This is a genomic window from Mesorhizobium sp. M0751 (genome assembly GCF_040320265.1).
GTDB lineage: Bacteria > Pseudomonadota > Alphaproteobacteria > Rhizobiales > Rhizobiaceae > Mesorhizobium.
In genome coordinates, this window is record NZ_JAMYPH010000001.1 from 175,323 (window position 1) to 196,522 (window position 21,200).

Annotated in this window: 18 protein-coding genes and 1 pseudogene; 6 read left to right on the top strand and 13 right to left on the bottom strand. The window is 62.5% G+C overall.

What is annotated here, in order from left to right; all coding sequences use genetic code 11:
- Positions 1-4: 4 nt before the first annotated feature.
- From NKI19_RS00770 to NKI19_RS00785, 4 genes are read right to left on the bottom strand one after another with little or no spacing between them, the layout of a single operon-like run.
- Positions 5-1,099, bottom strand: coding sequence for an ABC transporter ATP-binding protein (locus NKI19_RS00770; protein ID WP_352488850.1), 1,095 nt, complete (start codon positions 1,097-1,099; stop codon positions 5-7).
- Positions 1,100-1,109: 10 nt separating this feature from the next.
- Positions 1,110-2,012: a carbohydrate ABC transporter permease gene (locus NKI19_RS00775; protein ID WP_352488851.1), complete on the bottom strand. Its 903-nt coding sequence runs from the start codon at positions 2,010-2,012 to the stop codon at positions 1,110-1,112.
- Entirely contained in the window at positions 2,005-2,943 is a 939-nt protein-coding gene (locus tag NKI19_RS00780; protein WP_352488853.1) for a carbohydrate ABC transporter permease, read from the bottom strand. The genes NKI19_RS00775 and NKI19_RS00780 overlap by 8 nt, the downstream gene beginning before the upstream one ends.
- A gap of 57 nt (positions 2,944-3,000) precedes the next feature.
- Complete coding sequence (locus tag NKI19_RS00785; RefSeq protein WP_352488855.1) at positions 3,001-4,266, bottom strand: ABC transporter substrate-binding protein; 1,266 nt, start codon at positions 4,264-4,266, stop codon at positions 3,001-3,003.
- A 143-nt stretch (positions 4,267-4,409) separates the two neighbouring features.
- Between NKI19_RS00785 and NKI19_RS00790 the strand changes: the two genes are divergently transcribed.
- Positions 4,410-5,606 carry an ROK family transcriptional regulator gene (locus NKI19_RS00790; RefSeq protein WP_352488856.1) on the top strand — a complete coding sequence of 399 codons (1,197 nt, stop codon included), beginning with the start codon at positions 4,410-4,412 and terminating at the stop codon, positions 5,604-5,606.
- Positions 5,607-5,674: 68 nt separating this feature from the next.
- Here the strand turns inward: NKI19_RS00790 and NKI19_RS00795 are convergent, their stop codons facing one another.
- Positions 5,675-6,634, bottom strand: a complete 960-nt coding sequence (locus NKI19_RS00795) for a DMT family transporter (protein WP_352489118.1) — start codon at positions 6,632-6,634, stop codon at positions 5,675-5,677.
- Between the two features lie 398 nt (positions 6,635-7,032).
- Between NKI19_RS00795 and NKI19_RS00800 the strand changes: the two genes are divergently transcribed.
- Positions 7,033-8,400: a PQQ-dependent sugar dehydrogenase gene (locus NKI19_RS00800; RefSeq protein ID WP_352564961.1), complete on the top strand. Its 1,368-nt coding sequence runs from the start codon at positions 7,033-7,035 to the stop codon at positions 8,398-8,400.
- A gap of 139 nt (positions 8,401-8,539) precedes the next feature.
- Here the strand turns inward: NKI19_RS00800 and NKI19_RS00805 are convergent.
- From NKI19_RS00805 to NKI19_RS00840, 8 genes and pseudogenes are all read right to left on the bottom strand, one after another.
- Positions 8,540-10,049: pseudogene (locus tag NKI19_RS00805) on the bottom strand (aldehyde dehydrogenase family protein).
- A 20-nt stretch (positions 10,050-10,069) separates the two neighbouring features.
- Positions 10,070-10,414 carry a cupin domain-containing protein gene (locus NKI19_RS00810; protein ID WP_352488858.1) on the bottom strand — a complete coding sequence of 115 codons (345 nt, stop codon included), beginning with the start codon at positions 10,412-10,414 and terminating at the stop codon, positions 10,070-10,072.
- A 23-nt stretch (positions 10,415-10,437) separates the two neighbouring features.
- Complete coding sequence (locus NKI19_RS00815; protein ID WP_352488859.1) at positions 10,438-10,785, bottom strand: cupin domain-containing protein; 348 nt, start codon at positions 10,783-10,785, stop codon at positions 10,438-10,440.
- Positions 10,782-12,056 (bottom strand): glycosyltransferase, encoded by a 1,275-nt coding sequence (locus NKI19_RS00820; protein ID WP_352488862.1) that lies wholly within the window; start codon positions 12,054-12,056, stop codon positions 10,782-10,784. The genes NKI19_RS00815 and NKI19_RS00820 overlap by 4 nt, the downstream gene beginning before the upstream one ends.
- Positions 12,057-12,073: 17 nt before the next feature.
- A complete protein-coding gene (locus NKI19_RS00825) occupies positions 12,074-13,147 on the bottom strand; it encodes an ABC transporter ATP-binding protein (protein WP_352488864.1) in 1,074 nt (357 codons plus the stop codon).
- On the bottom strand, positions 13,144-13,938 hold the full coding sequence (locus NKI19_RS00830; protein ID WP_352454154.1) for an ABC transporter permease: 795 nt from the start codon (positions 13,936-13,938) through the stop codon (positions 13,144-13,146). The genes NKI19_RS00825 and NKI19_RS00830 overlap by 4 nt, the downstream gene beginning before the upstream one ends.
- Positions 13,931-14,773 (bottom strand): ABC transporter permease, encoded by an 843-nt coding sequence (locus tag NKI19_RS00835; protein ID WP_352489119.1) that lies wholly within the window; start codon positions 14,771-14,773, stop codon positions 13,931-13,933. The genes NKI19_RS00830 and NKI19_RS00835 overlap by 8 nt, the downstream gene beginning before the upstream one ends.
- Before the next feature lie 105 nt (positions 14,774-14,878).
- The gene (locus NKI19_RS00840) at positions 14,879-15,943 is read right to left on the bottom strand and encodes a polyamine ABC transporter substrate-binding protein (RefSeq protein ID WP_352488865.1); all 1,065 of its coding nucleotides are present in this window, start codon (positions 15,941-15,943) and stop codon (positions 14,879-14,881) included.
- A gap of 94 nt (positions 15,944-16,037) precedes the next feature.
- On the opposite strand from NKI19_RS00840, the gene NKI19_RS00845 reads away from it, so the two are divergent.
- The 4 genes from NKI19_RS00845 to NKI19_RS00860 are packed head-to-tail and all read left to right on the top strand — an operon-like array spanning position 16,038 to position 21,100.
- A complete protein-coding gene (locus NKI19_RS00845; RefSeq protein ID WP_352488866.1) occupies positions 16,038-17,117 on the top strand; it encodes a GntR family transcriptional regulator in 1,080 nt (359 codons plus the stop codon).
- Between the two features lie 5 nt (positions 17,118-17,122).
- On the top strand, positions 17,123-18,418 hold the full coding sequence (locus tag NKI19_RS00850; protein ID WP_352489120.1) for a nucleotide disphospho-sugar-binding domain-containing protein: 1,296 nt from the start codon (positions 17,123-17,125) through the stop codon (positions 18,416-18,418).
- Complete coding sequence (locus NKI19_RS00855; RefSeq protein ID WP_352564963.1) at positions 18,411-19,796, top strand: glutamine synthetase family protein; 1,386 nt, start codon at positions 18,411-18,413, stop codon at positions 19,794-19,796. Before NKI19_RS00850 ends, NKI19_RS00855 begins: the two co-directional genes overlap by 8 nt.
- Positions 19,796-21,100: an NAD(P)/FAD-dependent oxidoreductase gene (locus NKI19_RS00860; protein ID WP_352488870.1), complete on the top strand. Its 1,305-nt coding sequence runs from the start codon at positions 19,796-19,798 to the stop codon at positions 21,098-21,100. The genes NKI19_RS00855 and NKI19_RS00860 overlap by 1 nt, the downstream gene beginning before the upstream one ends.
- Positions 21,101-21,200 lie beyond the last annotated feature (100 nt).

The following is a 21,200-nucleotide window of genomic DNA, read 5'->3' on the forward strand; positions in this document are numbered from 1 at the left end:
CAAATTACAGAAGCGCCTTGGTTGTTGGATCGAACAGGCAGGCGCGCGACATGTCGATGCCCAGCGTTATCGTCTCGCCCATGACGGGAGCGTCGTCCGGCTCGAAACGGCCGGTGATCTCCAGGTCGCCCAGCCTGAGCACGGCAAGCGTCTCGGCCCCGGTCGGCTCGACCAGTTCGACCGGCGCCTGCATGGACGCCACAGCCGGTTTGCGCGACTTCAGGTCGGTCGTGAAACGGTAGATGTGTTCCGGCCGGATACCGAGCACGACGTCCTTTGGCGCACCGGGCATCGGCGCGGCAAGGGCGAGGCTGGCGTCGCTGCCGTCAGCGGCGCGTACCGAGATGCTGGTCGGGCCAGTAAGCCGGGCGGGAATGAAATTCATCGCCGGCGATCCCATGAAACCGGCAACGAACATGTTGGTCGGCCGGTCGTAAATCCGCTTCGGCGTGTCGAACTGCTGTACCGAGCCCTGGTTCATCACCGCAATGCGGGATGCAAGTGTCATCGCCTCGACCTGATCGTGGGTGACATACACCGTGGTCTTGCCGACGCGATGGTGAAGCTTCTTGATTTCGGTGCGCATGTCGACGCGCAGCTTGGCGTCGAGGTTGGACAGGGGCTCGTCGAACAAAAACAGCTTCGGGTCGCGGACGAGGGCACGCCCCATCGCGACGCGCTGCCGCTGGCCGCCCGAGAGCTGGCCGGGCTTGCGTTTGAGCAGCTGTTCGATCTGCAGAAGGGCGGCAACCCGCTGGACAGCTTCTGCTTGCACCGCTTTTGGCACGCCGCGGCTTTCCATGCCGAAGGTGATGTTCTGGCGCACCGTCATCGTGGGGTAGAGGGCGTATGACTGGAACACCATCGCAATGTCGCGGTCCTTAGGTTGCACCGAGTTCACCAGCCGGTCGCCGATCCAGATCTCTCCCGACGTGACGGTTTCCAGGCCGGCGATCATGGCGAGCAAGGTTGACTTGCCGCAGCCTGACGGGCCGACAAGGGCGACGAATTCTCCGGTCTTAGCCTCGAGATTGATGCCGGCAAGAATCTCGAGCGAGCCGTAGCTCTTGTGAAGGTTGCGGATCATCAACGCGGACATGGGTGACGCCTCATTTGATGGCGCCCTGGGTGAGGCCGCGCACGAAGTATTTTCCACCGAACAGATAGATCAGCAGCGGAGGCAGCGCGCCGATCAGCACGGCTGCGCTCATCACATCGTAAGCACGCGCGGTCGTGCCGCCGGCCGTGAGTGCTACCAACGCCGCCGTGATCGGCTGCTGCTGGCCCGATGTGAAGACGACGCCGAACAAATACTCGTTCCAGATGCCGGTGAACTGCCAGATGACGGTGACGATCAGAATTGGCGGCGACAGGGGCAGGATGATCTTGCGGAAGATCCGCCAGAAGCCGGCGCCGTCGATGCGTGCCGCCTTGATCAGGTCGTCCGGTATGCTGACGTAGAAATTGCGGCAGAACAGGGTGGTGAACGAGATGCCCTGGACGACGTGGATCAGCACCAGCCCATATGTGGAATTGGTCAGGCCGAGCTTGCCGAGCAGGAATGCCCACGGCATCAGCGAAATCTGGCCGGGCATGAATACGCCGAGCAGCATCAGATTGAAGATCAGTTCAGAGCCCCTGAAGCGCCATTTGGAGAGGATGTAGCCGTTCATGGCGCCGAGAATGGTCGAGATGATGGTGGCGGGGATCGTCATCGCCAGCGAGTTGAAAAAATTGCGCTTCATTCCCTCGCAGGTACCGCTGACACAGTAGGATCCCCAGGCCTGCGCCCACGCGTCGAGGCGGAAGCTGCGCGGTACGGAGATGAGGCCGTTGCGGGCAATCTCCGACTGCTCGCGCAATGAGTTGAAGATCACCACCAGCAATGGCACGAGATAGACGACCGCAAACAGCGTCAGCACCGCATAGACAAGGAAGCGGCTCCAGAAATGCCGGCGCGTGGCCGCGGCTTCTTCCGGATCAAAACGGGCATTGGGGGTAATTTCAGCCATCGCGGCCCTCCGCCCGCCGGCGCCAGACGATCCACAAGGAGTACGGCACCAGCACCACCGCGACCGCCGCGAGCATCATCATCGCCGCGGCGGCACCTTCACCGATTTGGCCGCGCTGGAACATCAGGTCGTAGACATAGATGGCGGGGAAGGTGGTGGACACACCTGGCCCGCCTCGCGTCAACGCCGCAACCAGGTCGAAGGTCTTGATAGCGAATTGTATCTGAATGACCGCCACCGCCAGGAATATGGGGGCGATGGTTGGCAGGATGACCCTCCGATAGGTCCGGAAAACCGACGCGCCGTCGATTTGCGCGGCTTTGACGAGGTCCGGATCGACGGACCGCAGACCGGCCAGGAAAAGTGCCATGGCGAAGCCGGACGACTGCCAGATACCGGTTATGATCACAGCATAGATCGCCGTGTTGCGGTTGGCCGTCAGGGCGAAGCTGAAGTCGGTCCAGCCAAGCCCTCGAACGAAGGCCTGGATACCGTCGACAGGATTATACAGCCAGCTCCACACCGTACCGGTGACGATGAAGGACACCGCCAACGGATAGAGGAAGATCGTGCGCCAAACCGCCTCGCCGCGGACGCGCTGGTCGATCGCGATCGCGAGCAGCAGGCCAACCGCCATCGAGCCAACGATATAGAAGCCGCTGAACAGGAAGAGATTGGTATAGGCGATGTTCCAGCGCCGGTTTGCCCAGAGCGAAGCGTAATTGTCCAAGCCGACGAACCCATAGGTCGGCAACAGCGACGAATTGGACAGCGAGATGTAGAGCGTCCAGAGCGTGAAGACGAAAACATAGACGAAACTTGCCGCTATCGACGGCGCCAGCACCAGAATGGGCACCATCGTGCCCAGGCGCTCGCGCCACGGTCGGGCCGCGGCAGCTGCGGCGGGTACAATCAGATCATGGGTGGACATCGGGCTGCTCCGGCGAGGTCTGGCCGGGCGCTTCGCCCCCGGCCATCATCGGCAGCGTCACTTCTGCGCTTCGGCCGCATCCGCCATCGCATTGGCCGCGTCCTGCGCACTCATATCCGGCGTTGCTACAAACTCCGTGATGCTATCCATTATTGCGCCGCGGACCTTTTGCGGAACCGTCATGTTGTGTGCCATCGAACGCACGAGCGTGCCGGCGGCGATCGAGGCTTGCAGATCCTTTTGCGAGAGTTGCTGGCAGGGATTGAAGCCGTTCGAAAGATCGACGTCGAGGCGGGCCGGAATGGACCCTTTGGTCTGATTGAAAATGGTCTGGAATTCGGGCGACAGGATGATGCTGGCAAGCAGCTTCTGTCCCTCGATATAGTCCGGGTCCTTCTGCTTGAAGAACACGACCGAGTCTGAATTCAAGATGAAACCCGGCTTGCCCCAATCGGTCGGCGCCTGGGCGCAGACATAGTCGGTGCCCTCCTTGAAGCCGCCGGCCGTCAGCAGGCCGAGCGTCCAGTCGCCCATGATGTGGAAGGCGGCCTCGCCGCGGCCGACGAGATGCGACATGGTATCCCAGTCACGCCCGTTCATGCCGGGGTCCATGTACTTCGAGGTCATGGTGCGGAACTGCTCGAAGGCCTTGACCATGCCATCGCTGCGCATGGCATCGACGTCGCCCTCGACGAAAGCTTTCCTGTAGAGATCGAGGTCCTGACCGTACACGACCACTTCGAAGACGGTCGAGTCGGTCCAGTCGGCGGTCGAGTGCGAAATGCAGATTTTGCCGCTGGCCACGATCTTGTCGCAGGCGGCGTTGAATTCCGCCCATGTCTTCGGCATCTCGGTGACGCCCGCGTCCTTCATGACCTTCGGCGATGCCCACAGCCAGTTGATGCGGTGGATGTTCATCGGCGCGGCCACCCAATTCCCGGTCGGCTTCATCACCGGCAGCAATTCGGGAGCGACGACCTTCTCCCAATTTTCCGCCTTCGCCAGGTCGTCGAGATTGGCTGTCATGCCCGTCTCGTTCCATTCGGCGATCTCGGGGCCTTTGAGCTGCACAGCGGGAGGTGCGTTGCCGGCGATCACATCGGCACGCAGTTTGGCCAGGGTATTGGCCGTATGGCCTGCGATGGAGGTCTGCTGCCAGGTGCCACCCTTGGCTGTAAACATCTCGCCGAGCTTGGCGATGGCCTGGGCGTCCGATCCGGTGGCCCACTGATGCAAGAGGTTGGTCTTCGGCTCCGCGAGCGCTGTTCCGGTAATCAAGGTGAAGGCGGTAGCGGCCGCAAAGGCCGTCCTCAGGTATTTCATCGTTTCACTCCCATATGTGATGCACGGTTCGTATCGACCGCTTGTGGCCCGCGATTTGAGATCGTGGCCGGCGAGATGCAGTAATCTCCGTTCTTTCCAAGATGACATATTTGAGCTATCAGTCAACGTGCTTTGTGCTCATCATGAACAAACCTTCGCTTAGAAATTGGCTGATCGACAGGCCGTCCGCGTCGCCGGAGAGCCTGATCGTCCGATGCCTGCGCGAGCGCGGCGTGCTTTCTGCGTCGCAAATTACCCGCATTACCGGTTTGGCGCGGTCGACGGTGTCAACCGCGCTCAACGGCTTGAGAAAGTCTGGGATGGTGATCGAATCCTCGGCCCATCATGACGCGGCCAGGGGTATTGGCAGGCCTGCCACGACATTGACGCTCAATCCCGCCGCGGGCACCTGCGTCGGCATCCATCTGGGCCTCGACGAGATGCGGTGTGTCGTCGCCGACGTCTCGCATTCTTTCGTTGCCGAACAAACTATCCCCATGGGTCTGGACTACCAGCCGCAACAGGCGGCCCAGCTCGCCAAGTCAGTAATTGCCCGATGCTACGAAGAGAACGGTCTGCCGATGGCGGGGCTCCTGGGGGTTGGGGTCTCCGTCTCGGGCCCAGTCAGCCGCGAAGGAGTGGTGCTGCGCGCGAGTATCGTTCCGACCTGGGCCGGGGTCAACATCCGCGATGTGTTTGGGCCGGTCCTCGAACAGCCGATCTTCGCCGACAATGAGAGCAACTGCTCGGCCATTGCCGAGCTGATGTGGGGTGCGGCCGTCGGCCACGACGATTTCGTCCTGTTCAAGGTCGATCTGGGCGTCGGCGGGGCCATTGTCCAGCACGGCCGGCTGGTGAGCGGCATCGCCGGCGGCGCCGGCGAATTCGGGCACATCAGCATCGATCCCGGCGGCGACCTTTGCCGGTGCGGCAATCGCGGATGCCTGGAACTCTATGCCAGCTTTGCCCGGCCGCTCGAGCAGATTTCGCGCATCGTGCGGCGGCCGGTCTCGATGGACGACGTGATCATGATGGCCGAGCAGGGCGACGTGAGGGCGCTGCGAATGATCGAGGACACCGCCGAGTTCGCCGGTCGTGGCCTTGGCTTGATCGGTTCGGTGCTCAATCCGCCGCTCATCATCATCGGCGGCCGCATGGCCTTGGCGGGCGACATTCTCCTGGCGCCGCTGATCGCGTCATATGAACGCCACACGCTCATCAAGTCCCGCGATGTGGCACCCGCGCTGCGCACACGGATAATCGTTGGCAAGCACACGGAGAACGATGCATTGCTCGGCGCGGTCGGCCTCGTGCTGCGCCACAACAGCCGACTGCGATGATACGGCTCCGCTTCGAGCGGTGCCCTGATTTTGCGAGCTGCTCGCCGCTCCGGCGGAGCTGAGGTTCACTACGCGACACGCACCGTGCGCTGCCTCGGCTTGATCGCGGTGGCGAGCAGCAGGCCGGCGACGATGAAGGCGGCGCCGGCGAGATCGTAGTCGTGCAAGCTTTCGCCAAGCACCAGATAAGCGAGAACGGCGACGAAGGCGGTCTGGAGATAGAGCAGCATGCTGGCGCGCCCGGCACCAAGCGTCTCGACGCTACGGTTGTAGAGATAGTACATCAGAGCGCCGCCCGGGCCAGCAACATAGGCGAGAGCCAGAAGGCCGTTCGCATGCAGCGCCGAACGATCCCCGGAAAACAGTTCCCAGAGATAGAAGGGCAGTGCGGCCAGCGCGCCGGCTCCCAGCAGCAGGACCACCATCGGCAGAAGCTCGATAGCGAATTTGGCGCGACGCAGCAGCACGGTGTAGAGGCCCCAGCAAAACGCGCTGCCGACGATCCACAACTCGCCGGGATTGAACTGCAGCTGCATCAGCGCAGCAAGGTCGCCGCGCGCCACGATCACCACCATCCCGGCCAGAGCGACCAGCGCTCCAAGCGCTTTCCAGACACCGAGGGACTCGCCGAGCACGAAGCGGGCAAGCACCATGGTCATGATCGGCGACAGCGCCATGATGATGCCGGCGGTTGTCGCGTTGGTGTAGTTGAGGCCCGTGTAGATCATGCCCTGACACAAGGTCAGCCCGATGGCACCGATGACCAGCACCTCGATCACCCGGGATTGGATCAGCACGAGCATAGCCCCGTGATGACGATGGACGATAGGCAGCAGGATCGCGCAGGCAAGCGTCAGCCGCCAGAAGCAGAGCGCCCAGGGCGGCATCTCGGGGGCAACCCACTTGGCGGCGATATAGACGCCGGCCGACAGGAGCCAGCAGAGCGTCGCGAGGGAATAGGCGAGCGGAAGTGATGCGCCGGGTGTCGCCTTCGCTACACTTGGATGTACTATCGGCAGCGATTGGATGTCCGTCTCCTCCCACCGCAGACTTTAGCAGATTTGCAGCGTCTTGCTAAGCAGCAACAACAGCTGTTTGACCAACTGGTGCAATCGGTGGGTCATTGTGGGTCCCGCCGTTCATGGTCTCGTTCCATTCGAACGCCTGTTGGCCCATGAGCAACTCGATACCGAAAAGCGCAAGCCGTATCGATTTCGCGCGATACGAATCTGAGATTCATATCGCGCCACAGATATTCGCGCGGTTGCCACAATCTCCTCGCGCCATATTTCTATCGAGAGCAGATCTGTCCCGAATTCCTGGCCCTCGGATCACGAGCGCCGCTGTTTCGAAGCAATTGGAAGAATAAGCCACTGACTTGCGTTTGCACAAAGAGCGCGACACAAATCCATGCGGAGGACGTCCGATGCATGCCGGCTTCCGAGGAAGCGTACTCGTAGCGGTATTGGGCGCCGTCGTGGCAAGCTGCGCTGGCATTCCGGCGCAAAAAACCGGGCCGGCGCAAAAAACCGGGCCGGCGCAAAAAACCGGGGCAATAACCGGCTATGGCCCCAACCCCACCTTGCCGAAACCAAGACCGACGCTGATCCCGACTGTTAACATAGCCGAGGCGAAAGGCTGGCAGAAAGGCGGTATGCCGACCCCGGCGAAGGGGCTGACAGTGAACGCCTTCGCCACCGGCCTCGACCATCCGCGCTGGTTGCATGTGCTTCCGAACGGCGACGTTCTGGTTGCTGAAACCAATGCCCCTGCCAAGCATGACGAAGGCTTCAGTCTTAGAAAGGTCTTCATGGATCTGGCTATGAAGCGGGCCGGCGCGGCGACCAAAAGCGCCAACCGCATCACGCTTCTGCGCGACACCGATGGCGATGGCATTGCGGATGTGCGCACGACGTTCGCGGAAGGCCTCAATTCGCCCTTCGGCATGACGCTGTCCAAAGGCAAGCTCTTTGTCGCGAATACCGACGCGCTCGTCGCTTTCCCCTACTCCAATGGCCAGACTCGAGTCAGCACGTCGCCGGAAAAGATCATCGACTTGCCGGCCGGGGACCTCAACCATCATTGGACCAAGGACGTGATCGCAACTCCGGATGGACGCAAGCTCTATGTCACCGTTGGTTCCAACAGCAACGTTGGAGAAAACGGCATAGCCGCGGAGAAGAACCGCGCCGCTGTCCTTGAAGTGGATCGGTCGACCCGCCGCACTCGGGTCTTCGCCTCGGGCCTGCGCAACCCGAACGGGCTCTCCTGGAATCCTGAAACTGGCGAGCTTTGGGTCGCCGTGAACGAGCGTGACGAGATCGGCGACGACCTTGTGCCGGATTACATGACCTCGGTTCGTGACGGCGCCTTCTATGGCTGGCCCTACAGCTACTACGGACAGAACGTCGACGAACGTGCCAAGCCGCAGCGCCCCGATCTCGTGGCGACGGCGATCAAACCCGATTACGCCCTGGGCTCTCATACCGCCTCGCTGGGACTGACCTTCTCCAAAGGCGCCCGGCTCGGTCCGGCCTACGGTAACGGCGCCTTCGTCGGCCAGCACGGCTCGTGGAATAGAAGCGTGCACAGCGGCTACAAGGTGATCTTCGTGCCGTTCCATGGTGGCAAACCGAGCGGTCCTCCGAAAGATGTGGTCACTGGCTTCATCGGGCGTAATGGCGAGGCGATGGGCCGTCCGGTCGGCGTTGCTATCGATCGGACCGGCGCACTGCTCGTCGCCGATGACGTCGGTAACGTCATCTGGCGGGTCCGCCGGGCGAATGGCCGTTGAGCGCAGGTGCCTTTCCGACTCCGGCTACAACGCCACGCCCGATATGGCTCCATTCGGCTACGGTTTCGATGCATATGCCAGGTATTCGGAGACGGATATCCTAAACAATTAGCTGGCAGCACGCCTGAAGATAGTCGTGTCAAACATGCTTGCGCCCGCCTGCCTCGCGGAACCAGCTGTCAGGATAGGGATACCACCAGCCCTGAATCTCCGGTCTGTGGTCGATGATGACCATCTTCGAGCGGCGGAATGCATCCAGACCCTGGCGGCCGAGCTCGCGGCCGAGGCCCGAAGCCTTCCAGCCCCCGAACGGCAATGCGTCATTGTCGATCAGCGGATTGTTGACCCAGACCATACCGGCCTCGAGCCGCTCCGCGGCCTCATGCGCTTCGGCAAGGTCGGTGGTGAAGACCGAGGCGCCGAGACCGAAGGGGCTGTCGTTGGCAAGCTCTATCGCCTCGTTGAAATCCTTGACCCGGCAGATCGCGGCGACCGGCCCGAAACACTCTTCGCGCACGATTGCCATGTCGGGGGTGACGCCGGTCAGGATGGTCGGCTCGTAGAACCAGCCCACATTATGTGCCGGCGGAATGCGTCCGCCGGTGATCGCTTTGGCACCGCAGCGGATCGCATCGTCGACCAGCCGGATGACCTTCGCGCGCGCGGCCTCGCTGACCAGCGGTCCGATCTCGGTTTTGTCGAGGCCGTTGCCGATACGCAGCGCTCGTGTCTTCTTGGCAAACAGATCGACGAAGCGGTCGTGAACGGCATCAACCACGAAGAACCGTTCGGCCGAAGTGCAGACCTGGCCCGTAAGATGGAACGCGGCAGTGACGCTGCCGGCAGCCGCCACGTCTAGTGGGGCGTGCTGACTGATGATCAGGGGATCGCTGCCGCCGGCCTTGATGACGCAAGGCTTCATGCGCTCTGCACATGCGACGGCGACAGCCTTGCCGGCGGAGACCGAACCGGTGAAAGCAACCGCATGCGTGCGGTCCGAGGCGATCAGCGCCTGCGCCGTTGCTGCTCCGCCTGGCATGCAGGAAACCAGGCCCTCCGGCAGGGAGCGGAACACGGTCATGTAATCCAGCGTCGACAATGTTGTCGCTTCAGCGGGCTTGATCACGCAGGCATTGCCGGCGGCAAGCGAGGCGGCGACGGTCCAGCACATCAACAGGATCGGAAAATTGTAAGGCATGATGTGCACCGACGTGCCGTAGGGCTCATATCGGGCATATTGGAACGAACCGGCCTGCGTCGTGCCGGCGATCTTGCCGGCATCATCACGGGCCATCTCGGCGTAGTAGCGGAAGATCGGCGCGCAATTTGGCGATCTCGCCGATCGCCTCCGGATAGGGCTTGCCCATCTCGCGCACCATCAGCTCGGCACAGCGCATGAAGTCAGCCGCTTCGATGGCGTTGGCGACAGCGTGCAGATGCCTGGCGCGGCTCTTGGCGTCGAGCCTTTTCCAGGCCGTTTGCGCCTTGGTCGCTGCGGTGAGCACGGCGTCGATTTCAGTGTCGCCGGCGGCGGCTATTACGCCGACGGTCTCCAGTGTCGCCGGATCGATTACCGGTTTTTTCGTGCCAGTCATCGGCCGATAATCCGGATTGACGAAAAAGGCCGGCCGGTCAGCGGAAAAATCCATGGTCGTCCTTTCAAGCCCGCTCAGCGGATCATGTAGACCTTCTTGATCGTCTCATGGACGGTGCAGACGCCTTTCCAGTCCTGCGGAAAGAACGCCGCGGTGTCCGGCTCGATCTCGATCACCTCGCCGGATTCGTGGACATAGGTGCAGCGTCCCTCGAGGAAGTGGCAGAATTCGTCCCGGGTGACATGGCAGTGCCATTTGCCGGGGGTGCAGACCCATAGCCCGCATTCGGAGCGGCCTTCCGGCCCCTTGTGCAGCAGTGTGCCCGAGGTGCGGGATTCACCCTCGATCATTGTCGGAATGACACCCCAGTCGACAAGGTCGGTGATGGCGAGCGGCGATTTCATGATCGGTGTCGGCATGTCGGGAGCTCCAGTGGCCGCCTTTAGGCCAGCATGTAAACGTTGCGGATGGTCTCGTGGACGGTGCATTCGCCGGTCCAACCGGCCGGGAACATGACAACCGTGGCGGCGGATACCTCGATCACCTCGCCGTCGTCCGATCTGTAGGTCGCGCGGCCGGCAACGAAATGGCACAATTCGTCGCGCGGAATCGCGAGCCGCCAGCAACCGGGCGTGCAGACCCAGATGCCGGATTCCGGCTGGTTGTTCGGCCCCTTGTGCACCAGCCTGCCGGTGGAGTGCGAAGCGCCTTCCAGCGCATCGGGCTGGGTGCCCCAGTCGACGAGGTCGGTGCGGGTAGAGGCCTGGTGGAGGTGTGGGGCTGAGGTCACAGCAATTTCTCCAGCAAAGCAGCCGCTTTCTCCGGGCCGTTCTGCGACTGCATCTGGGCCGACGTCTTCGCCAGCTTGGCCTTGATTGCCGGGTCGGTCAGGCAGGTTTCGATCCTGGCGATGAGCTCGGCGTCGCTCCAGTCATAGCGTGGCATGCCGAAGCCGTGGCCGGTTTCCTCGACCCGCATCGCATTGTCGTGGCCGTCCCAGACGTAGGGCATGATGATCGCCGGCTTGCCGAAATACAGGCACTCGGTGAACGAGTTGTTGCCGCCATGATGGATCACCGCATCGACCTGCGGGATGACCGAGGGCTGCGGGAACCAGCTGTCGAGGCTGACGTTTTCGGGCACTTGCGCGTACTGGTCCTTGTAGCCGCCGACATTGACCAGCGCCCGGTAGCGCGTCTTGCCCAAGGTTGCGACGATGCGCTTCAGCAGGTCGACATCGCCGGCGCCAAGGCTGCCGAAAGAGACGTAGAGCAGCGGCCCGTCGTTATTTTTAACTAATGTCGGCACGGAGTAGGGCTTCTCCTGCCGCACGCAGCCTTCCAGATATCGGAATTTTGCCGGGTCGAGCGGATAGCGGCGCTTGAACTTCGCCGCTTCGGGATAAAGCAGCAGATTGAGGTAGGGCGAGGCCTCGAAGAACTGGCCGATCGGATACGGCGCTTCGTTGTTCGCTTTCAAAAACGCATTGAAGTCGTCATGGATCGGCTTGATGACGGCGTTGAAATGGTCGCGGTAACGCTGATGGCAGGCGTGGTCGTTCTCGCCGCAGCCGGACAGATGTGGCGGGATGTCCTCGTCCTCGATCTCGTTTTCCGAGCAGGAGATGACGCGCACCCAGGGCTTGCCATACTGCTTGATCGCCGGGAACAGGATGACGTTGTCGACGCAGATGACATCAGGCTTGATCGTCGCAAGCACGCCAGGCAGATCCTTCTCAGCCCATTTGGCGCTGTCGACGATCGCCGTCCAGCAATCCTTCACGTAATTGTCGACCTGGTCGTAGGGCGATTTGCGGAAGTTCGGGATGTGGCCGTTGATGAAGTCTTCCCAGAACTTGGCCATCTGTTCCGGCGGCATCGGCTCGGACAGGTTTACCGGATGAGCCTCGAAGCCGTAGCCCTTGTAGACGTCGACGAAGCCCGGGTCAGACAGGAACACCGCTCTGTGGCCGCGCGCCTCGATCGCCTGGGCTATGCCGACGGAGTTGAGCGCGGGGCCATAAGCGGCCTCCGGAAAGAACGCGATCGTCTTCTGCGCCATGAGAGGTTCTCCTTCGATCAATCTGCGAAAATTCTGACGTCAGCCGCATCCCAGCCGAGCTCGACTGTATCGCCCGACGAGACCGGGCGGCGGTCGGCGGCGTCGGCGGTGATGCGTACCAGGAACGGCTTTGGCGACAGGGCGGTGCGGACATGCAGTTGCAGATCGAGTCCCTGATAGGCCAGCGCCTCGACCGCGCCGAAGATACGGTTGGCCGTTTCTGCCGACGGGAACAGCCGGATGCGTTCGGGCCGGACTGAAGCTACCGCCGCAGCGCCGGGCGAAAGTGTTGCGGGAACATCGCCGGCGATCCGCACGCCGTTGCTTGCCAGCACGCCGTCGCCGGCGGCTTTGCCCGGCACGAAATTCATGACGCCGATGAAGTCGGCGACGAAACGGTCCCCCGGATGCTCGTAGACCGCATGGGGTGTATCGCATTGCAGCAGCTTGCCGTCCCTGAGCACCGCCATGCGGTCGGCCATGACGAGCGATTCCTCCTGATCGTGGGTGACGATGACGAAGGTGATGCCGACTTCATGCTGCAGGCGCTTCAACTCCAGTTGCATGGCGCCGCGCAGCTTCTTGTCGAGCGCGCCGAGCGGTTCGTCGAGCAGAAGCAGCCGTGGTCGCTTGACCAGCGCTCGGGCAAGTGCGACGCGCTGTTTCTGCCCGCCGGACAATTGCTCCGGCTTGCGGTCGGCGAAGGCAACGAGTTCGGTCGTCGCCAAAATGGCGTCGACACGGGAGCGGATTTCCTTTGCAGGCAAGCGTTCCATTTCGAGGCCGTAGGAAACATTGGCCCTGACGCTCATATGCGGAAACAGCGCATAGGACTGGAACATCAGATTGACCGGCCGCTTATTGGGCGGGGTCCTGGCGATGTCGCGGCCGTCGAGCAGGATGCGCCCGTCACTGGGCGTCTCAAAGCCGGCCAGTATGCGCAGCAGCGTTGTCTTGCCGCAGCCCGAGGGTCCAAGCAAGGCGAAGAACTCGTTCTCGCGGATATCCAGTGAAATGCCGTCGACCGCCGTCACCCGGCCGAACTTCTTCGACACGTTGTCGATCGCCAGCAGCGTGCGGGGCTCGTTCATTGGCCGATCACCCCACGGTTGAGCCGCTGCGACAGGGTCAGCGCGGTGATCGAGACCGCCATGACGATAGTCGCCAAGGCATTGATCTCCGGCGTGATGCCGAAGCGGATCATCGAATAGATCTGCATCGGCAGCGTGGTCGAGGCGCGGCCGGCGCCGGCGGTGAAGAAGGCGATGATGAATTCGTCGACCGAAAGGGTGAAGGCGAGCAGCGCGCCGGCGACGACGGCAGGCAGGATCACCGGCAACGTCACCCGCCGAAATGTTGTGAGCGCGGAAGCGCCGAGATCGGCAGAGGCCTCGACGATCGACCAGTCGAAGCTTTTCAGCCGCGCGCGCACCACGGAGCAGACGAAGGCGAGATTGAAGACGACATGGGCGAGGATGATGGTGTGCAGGCCCAAGGTGAGATCAAGCATCGAGAAGAAGCTGAGCAGCGCGATCGCCAGCACGATGTCGGGAATGATCATCGGCGCAAAGATCAGCGCCTCGAGACCTTTGCCGTATTGCCGACGTATTTCGACGCCGATCGCCAGCAGTGTGCCGAGCAGCGTGGCGATGGCGGTCGAGACAAGCGCCACGATCAGTGTGTTGAGGGCGGCAGAAAGGATTGCGGCGTTTCCGATTAGCGAGACATACCATTTCAGCGAAAAGCCCGACCAGACGGTCGGCAGCCCGCCTTGGTTGAACGACAGCGCCACCAGCACGGCGATCGGGATGTAGAGGAAGGCCAGGACCAGTGAAAGCACGAGCCAGAGCGCGCGCCTCGTGGCGAGGGAGCGCTCAGCCATCGGCGCCTCCTCTCGCTTCGGCGGTACGGCCCGAGGCGCGATCAGCGGCCAGGGCCTGCGCCGTCAGCACCAGCAGCATGATGGCGATCAATACCATTGCCAGTGCCGCACCGAAGGGCCAGTCATTGGCAGTCAGGAACTGCTCGTAGACGACATTGCCGATCATCTGGAAACGCCCGCCGCCGAGCAGAGCAGGGGTCACGAAATTGCCGATCGACAGCACGAAGACGAAAACAGCACCGGCGGCGATGCCCGGGACGGTCAATGGCAGGATGACCCGGCGAAATGTGGTCACGGCCGACGCGCCGAGATCGCGCGAGGCCTCTGCGAGCTCCGGATTGAGCCGCGACAGCGGCGCGTAGCAGGCCAGGATGACGAAAGGCAGATAGTTGTAGACCAGACCGGCGATGACGGCGCCTTCGGTATAAAGCATCGACGGCGGCTCGCCGGTGTAGCCGAACCAGCGCAACAGTTGTGTGATCAGCCCTTCGCGGTTGAGCAGCACGATCCAGGCATAGGTACGGATCAGGTAATTGGACCAGAAGGGCAAGACGGCAAAGAACAGAAACACCGGCTGCAGCCGGCGGGGTACTGCCGCGATCGCATAGGCGGCGGCATAGCCGATCACCACCGCGACCAGGGTTGCCGTGCCAGCAATGCGCGCCGAATTGAGGAAGATGCCGGCATAGAGCGGGTCGAACACCAGCCCGAAATTCTCCAGCGTGAAAGTGTAATCGATGCCGCCATAGATGCCGCGCCGGAAGAAGGCGAGCGCCAGCACCAGCGCGCATGGCACGACCATCAAGGCGGTGAGCCAGGCCAGCGCCGGCGTCATCAGCAAGGATGAGCGAAGTCTGGTTTGGGACAAGATCGGGTACCGCATTCAACGGTCGGCGGCGAAAACCCCGCCGTCGACCGGGATCTCTGATTTTGATGTCGGTTATTGCGCGGCCTTGATTTCGCTGACGATCTTCGAGTAGTCGCGTTGGGCATCGCCGACATCGCGCAACTGCTCGAACTTGACCAACTCTGCCACCGGCATGCTCATATTGGGAAATTTGGCGAGAAAATCGGCCGGCAGGCTTTCCATAGCCGGCTTGTTCGGTACCTTGTAGTCGATGTTCTGGGCCGCCCAGGCGTGGTTCTTGGCGTCCAGCATGAAGTTGATGAACTGGAAGGCGGCGTCCTTGTTGGCCGATGCCTTCATCACGACCATTGTATCGACCCAGAGATCCGAGCCTTCTTTCGGTATGGTGTATTTAATTTGTGAATTCTCGGCGATCCCGTAATTGCACCAGCCATCCCATGCCTGAACCATCAGCGCCTCGCCCGAGACCAGCTTTGAATAAAATGTCGTGTCGTCATAGGCCAGCAAGGTCTTCTTGGCCGAGATCAGCAGGTCCCTGACTTCGCTGAGCTTTGCCGGATCGGTCTCGTTCACCGAATAGCCCTTGGCGAGTTGGCCGGCAGCAAGCAGCCAGCGGTCGGTCGCCAGCATCGTCGTCTTGCCCTTGAGCGCGTCGGTCGGGGCGAGAAGGTCGTTCCAGCTCACCGGCTCCGCCTTCACCAGATCCGAACGGTAGCAAAGGCCGGTGGTGCCCCAAGTGTAGGGCACGGAAAAATTGTTCCCGGCGTCGTGCGGCAGCTTCGCCGCCTCGGGATAGAGATTGGCGAGGTTAGGGATCTTGGCATGGTCGATCGCCTCGATCAGGCCGAGCTTGTTCAGCACTTCGGCAAAGGGCGAGGAGACGAAGACCACGTCATAGCCCTTGCCGCCGGACGCGACGAGCTTGCCCATGATCTCCTCGTTGGTGGCGTGAACCACGACTTCGCCGGAGACACCGGTCGCCGCCTTGAACGCTTTCATGGCATCCGGCGCCATGTAGCCGTCCCAGTTGGAGATAACGAGGTCGGAGGCAGCCGCCGGCGCTGACAGCGCCAGGCCAAGGCCAAGTGCGATCAAGGATTTCCTTAACGGACGGTGCCGCAGGGTGGTGGTGGTCATGACAGACTCCCATTCTGGTTGATCATCGAACTTAGTCGTCGGACCAGCGCTTGCAGCCGTAGGGCCGCTTCGATCCTGTTCCCCGGTCTTTTTATTGCCGATTGATCTCACAGTACTATTGCAGAAAAAAGTACGTCAATCCATAATTTGTCAAAGCACGGGGGAATCCCGGCCGACCGCATCCGCAAGGGCAATCGGCCAAACCTCAGCCGCCAAGTCCTTCCTGAGAATTGCCATGCAAGTTGCAGCCCGACGTCCCCGCACCAACCATCTCGACCTTGCACAGCGCATTCTCGATGTGGCCCGGCAACGCGGCTTTGAACCCGGCGCTCATCTCCCGGAGCAGCAGATCGCTTCGCTCTGCAACGTATCCCGAACTCCGGTGCGGGCCGCGTTGCGTCTGCTCACTGAAAAAGGCGTAGTTCAATGGGAGGCTGAGTCCGGCTATCGCTTGGCCTTAGACCTCACGAGCCAGGCGACCGTCGCCGCCGACCTGCCGAGCGCCGAGGAGGATGAACTTGCCGACATGATCCTGCGAGACCGCTCGGCGCGCCGGTTGGACCAGACGGTCACCGTCGGCGCGCTGATGCGACGGTATAGTGCCGAGCGCAGGACAGTACTAAAATCGCTGAAGAAACTGGCCGAGGAAAATCTTCTGGACCGCGCGCCGGGGCAGTCCTGGCTTTTCAGGAGAGTGCCGGACGATCCTGGCGCACAAGGGGAGAGCTATGAATTCCGGCTGTTGCTGGAACCCGCCGCCCTTCTGGCGCCTGGGTTCCGGCTGGATGGGACGCGCGCGGCAGCCTTGCGACAGGGCATGGAAATGCTGCTGGCTCTGCCCGACGCGGCATTCGATTCCAGAGAGTTCCAACGGCTGGACATCGATTTTCACGGGATGATCGCCGGTGGTTCCGCCAACCGCTTCGTCGCCGAGGCGTTGGCCGATCATCTCAGGCTGCGCCGGCTGCCGGGAACGTATGCCGGCGTCAATGTCTTCCGACTGAAGCAATCATTGCGCGAGCATCTGACCATACTCGACCATCTGGAGAGCCAGCAGTACGAGGTTGCAGCCGATCTGCTTCGGGTCCATCTGCGGCTTTCCCGCAGCCAGCGACCGCAGGCGGCCAGTCGCGGGGCGCCCGCGCTGTTCGGCATGATCAGCCGGCCGGAATAACGAGGATCATGCGCAAAGGCAGCCCGACCATCGCACTGTTTCCGGAAGCGAGCTTCGGCGCTGCGCTGAATTGCGTTGGCATAGCGCAGGCCCTGCGCGCTCGTGGCGCCCGTCCGGTGTTCATCTGCCATGCCGGCTTTTCTGGCGTGTTCGCCGACTATGGGTTTCAGGAATACCAGTTGCCGACTGACGATCCGTTGACCGACAGCGAACGCCAGAGCTACTGGCAGGCCTTCGTGCGCCGTCATCTGCCGCATTTCAGGCTGAGCCCCATCGATCAGCTCGAAACCTATGTCGCCCCGACCTGGCAAGCAATCGTAGACACTGCCGTCAATGCCGAGGCGCCGCTGCGCCAATTGCTGGCGCGGCTGAAGCCGGACGCCGTGGTGCTCGACAACGTCGTCATGTTCCCGGCATTGGCGACAGCCGGCTGCCCGTGGGTGCGCGTCGTGTCCTGCGCCGAAACTGAGCTTCCCGATGCCAATGTGCCACCCTATCTGTCCGGTCTCGCCGCCGACGACCCGAGCCGCGCGGCGTTCGAGGCGCGCTACCTGGCAGCGGTCGCTCCGGCGCACGACCGGTTCAACCGGCTTCGGACGGATGCCGGTCTTGCGCCCTTGCCAAAGGGGCTGTTCCTCGAAGCCTCGCCCGACCTCAACCTGCTGCTGACCCCAACGATTGTGCGAAGGCAGCGCGCCGAGCCGCTCGACCCGGCCAGCTTCGTCTATCTCGAAGGCTGCGTCCGCTCGGAAGGGCCGTTCGACGTACCGGTCTTTCCGCGCAATGGCGGACCGCTGGTTTATGTCAGTTTCGGTAGTCTTGGCGCCATGGATGTCGGCCTGATCCAGCGCATGCTCGCCGTTTTCGACAGGCTGCCGGCCCGCTTCATTGTCAATGCCGGAGGTCTGCGCGACAGCTATCGCGCGGTACCGGACAATGTCTATCTCGACGCCTGGTTTCCACAGCCTTCGGTCGTGGCGAAATGCGACCTCTTCATTCATCATGGCGGCAACAACAGCTTTTGCGAAGCATTGCGTTTCGGCGTGCCGTCGCTGGTCATGCCCTATTGCTGGGACGGGCATGACAATGCGCAACGTGCCGAGGAAACCGGCGTCGGGCGCCACATCAGCCGCGATGGCTGGACGGAAGACGAATTGGAGCGAAGCATTCTCGGCCTGATGGCCGATGCTGCAATGCGCGCACGCCTCCGGGAGAATGCAGTGCATATGGCGCTGACACCCGGAACGGACGTGGCTGCCGAAGCCATTCTCGCTCTCGTAAGGACCCGACCTGATGCTTGACACCACAACAATGGATGCCTCGACCATGAACGGCACCAACGACCCGAAAGACTGGTTGGCCGCTCACGCTGTCAGCGAGGTCGAGTGCCTGGTGCCCGACATGAACGGCGTGCTGCGCGGCAAGGCCCTGCCAGCAGCCAAGTTCCTCAAGGCGCTCGAGGACCGAGCACTCTATCTGCCGAGCAGCGCGTTCCTGGTCAGCATCGACGGCCGCTATTCCGGTTCCGTCGACGAGGGGTTCGCTTACCAGGACCCCGACATGCGGATGGTGCCGGATGTCGCGACACTCTGTCTGGCGCCCGGTGGCGGACCAGGCAAGGCCTATGTGTTGGCCGATGCGTTCCACATGGACGACCGGCCGTGGATGGCTTCGCCGCGGCACGTGTTGCGGGCCGTGCTCGATCTCTATCGCCAGCGCGGCTGGCGGGCGGTGGTGGCGCCGGAGCTTGAATTTTATCTCACCGCGCCCAATCCCGACCCCGATCGGCCGGTGACGGCGCCGGTCGGGCGCAATAGCCGCTCCGAAAGCGTGCAGCATCCCTATGACATGGCGGCACTGGAGCAATTCGAGCCGGTGATCCGGCGCCTCTATGACTATGCTGCGGCAGCCGGACTGCCGCTCGACACGCTGATCCATGAATCGGGCACGGCCCAACTGGAGATCAATTTCCTGCATGGCGACGCGCTGCCGCTGGCAGACAAGGTGTTGCTGTTCAAGCGAATGACGCGCCAGGCCGCGCAGGAAGGTGACATGCAGGCGACCTTCATGGCCAAGCCGATAGCCGCGCAAGCCGGCAGCTCAATGCATCTCCATATGTCAGTCGTCGACGAGGCCGGCAACACGCTGTTTGCCGGGCGTGACGGCGCCGACACCGAGATGTTCGGGCATTTCATCGGCGGCCTGCAGAAATACATTCCCGAGGTGATGCCGCTGTTTGCGCCGAACGTGAATTCGTTCCGCCGCGTCCGGCCGAACCACAGTGCACCCGCCAACATCGAGTGGTCGCACGACAACCGCTCCTGCGGCCTGCGTGTGCCGGCCGGCGGGCGCACCGCGCGGCGCGTGGAAAATCGGCTGCCCGGCGCCGATGCCAATCCCTATCTGGCGATAGCCGGCTCGCTGCTTTGCGGTTATCTCGGCGTCGAGGAGAAGATCGCTCGTTCGACGGAAGCGTCGGGCAATGCCTATCGCAGCAGGAGCACGCTGCCCAAAACCATGGAAGAAGCGCTCGACCGTTTCGCTGCGTGCGATCCGGTTCGGGCGGTGCTCGGCGAGGATTTCTTCCAGACCTATTTGCGCGTCAAGAGCGTTGAGCTCGACCTGTTCCAGAGCGTCGTCACCTCTTGGGAACGCGACCATCTGCTGCTCAAGGTGTGATGATGGGCTTCAATTCTGGGGGCTTCAACTCCGGCCTGGATATCGGCAAATCCTACTATGTCGCGACGGCCAATCCGGCTCCGGACCATCCGGCGCTGCAGGGCGACGTCGACGCCGATCTGGTGGTGGTCGGCGGCGGTTGTACCGGCCTCTCCGCGGCCTTTCATGCAGCCGAACGCGGCCTGAAGGTGGTGCTGCTCGAAGGCGGCAAGATCGGCTGGGGGGCGTCGGGGCGCAATGGCGGCCAGATGATCCCCGGCCTGCGCAAGGGCGCCAAGGGGCTGGTCAAGCTATATGGGCCGGAACGGGGGAGGGCGCTGTTCGATCTCGCCTTCGAGGCGCGGGCCCTGGTGCTCGGTCTGATCGAGCGCCATGCCATCGATTGCGACCTCAGGCTCACCGGCCATCTGGCCGGTGCGGTCAACGGTTCCGACCTGCGCGACCTCGAAGAAGAGGCCGAGTGCCTTTCTACGATGATGAACTTTCATGATGTCGAGATGCTGTCGGCAGCGCAGGCGCGCGGAATGGTGAACACACCTTATCACGGCGCGATGTACGAGAAGCTCGGTGGCCATATGCATCCGCTGAACTACACGCTCGGTCTTGCTCGCGCCGCGGCTGCGGCGGGCGTCACCATCCACGAGAATTCGGTGGCGCTGCGGCTGGAGCGGGAACCTTCCCCCCGGGTTTCGACGGCCAAAGGCTCGGTCCGGGCCAGGCATGTCGTACTGGCCGGCGATGCGCTGCTCCACGGGCTTGAGCCGCGCGTCAACAGCCGCATCATGCCGGTCGGCAACTACATTATCGCCACCGAGCCGCTGGGCGACACGAGCGACGCCATCCCAACCAATGTGGCCGTCTCCGACACACGCTTCGTCGTCAATTACTACCGGCTGTCGGCGGATGGACGCCTGCTGTTCGGCGGCGGCGAGCGCTATACGCCGTCGCCGCCCGCGGACATTGCCGGCTTCGTGCGGCCGCACATGGAAAAGACCTTTCCGCAATTGCGCGGCCGCCGCATCGATCACGCCTGGGGCGGGCTGGTCTCGGTGACGACATCGCGCCTGCCGCATGTCGGTCGCTATGGCGAGATCTATTTTGCGCATGGCTATTCGGGCAAGGGAGTGATCCTGTCGACGCTGTCGGGCAAGCTGCTCGCTGAGGCGATCACCGGTGATGCTTCGCGGTTCGATCTGTTTTCGACCCTAAGCCCGCTTCCGTTCCCCGGCGGCACGGCGCTGCGCGGCCCGCTCTATGTGCTCGGCATGCTTTGGTATGCAATGCGTGACCGCATCAAACATTGAGCGCAGGCAGTGGCAATTTCCGACCCGCAGGATCAAGCCTGCGCAATGAGGCCGCGCGCCGCCACCAAGCGATGCTTGAATGTGGTACGCAGGTAATGGC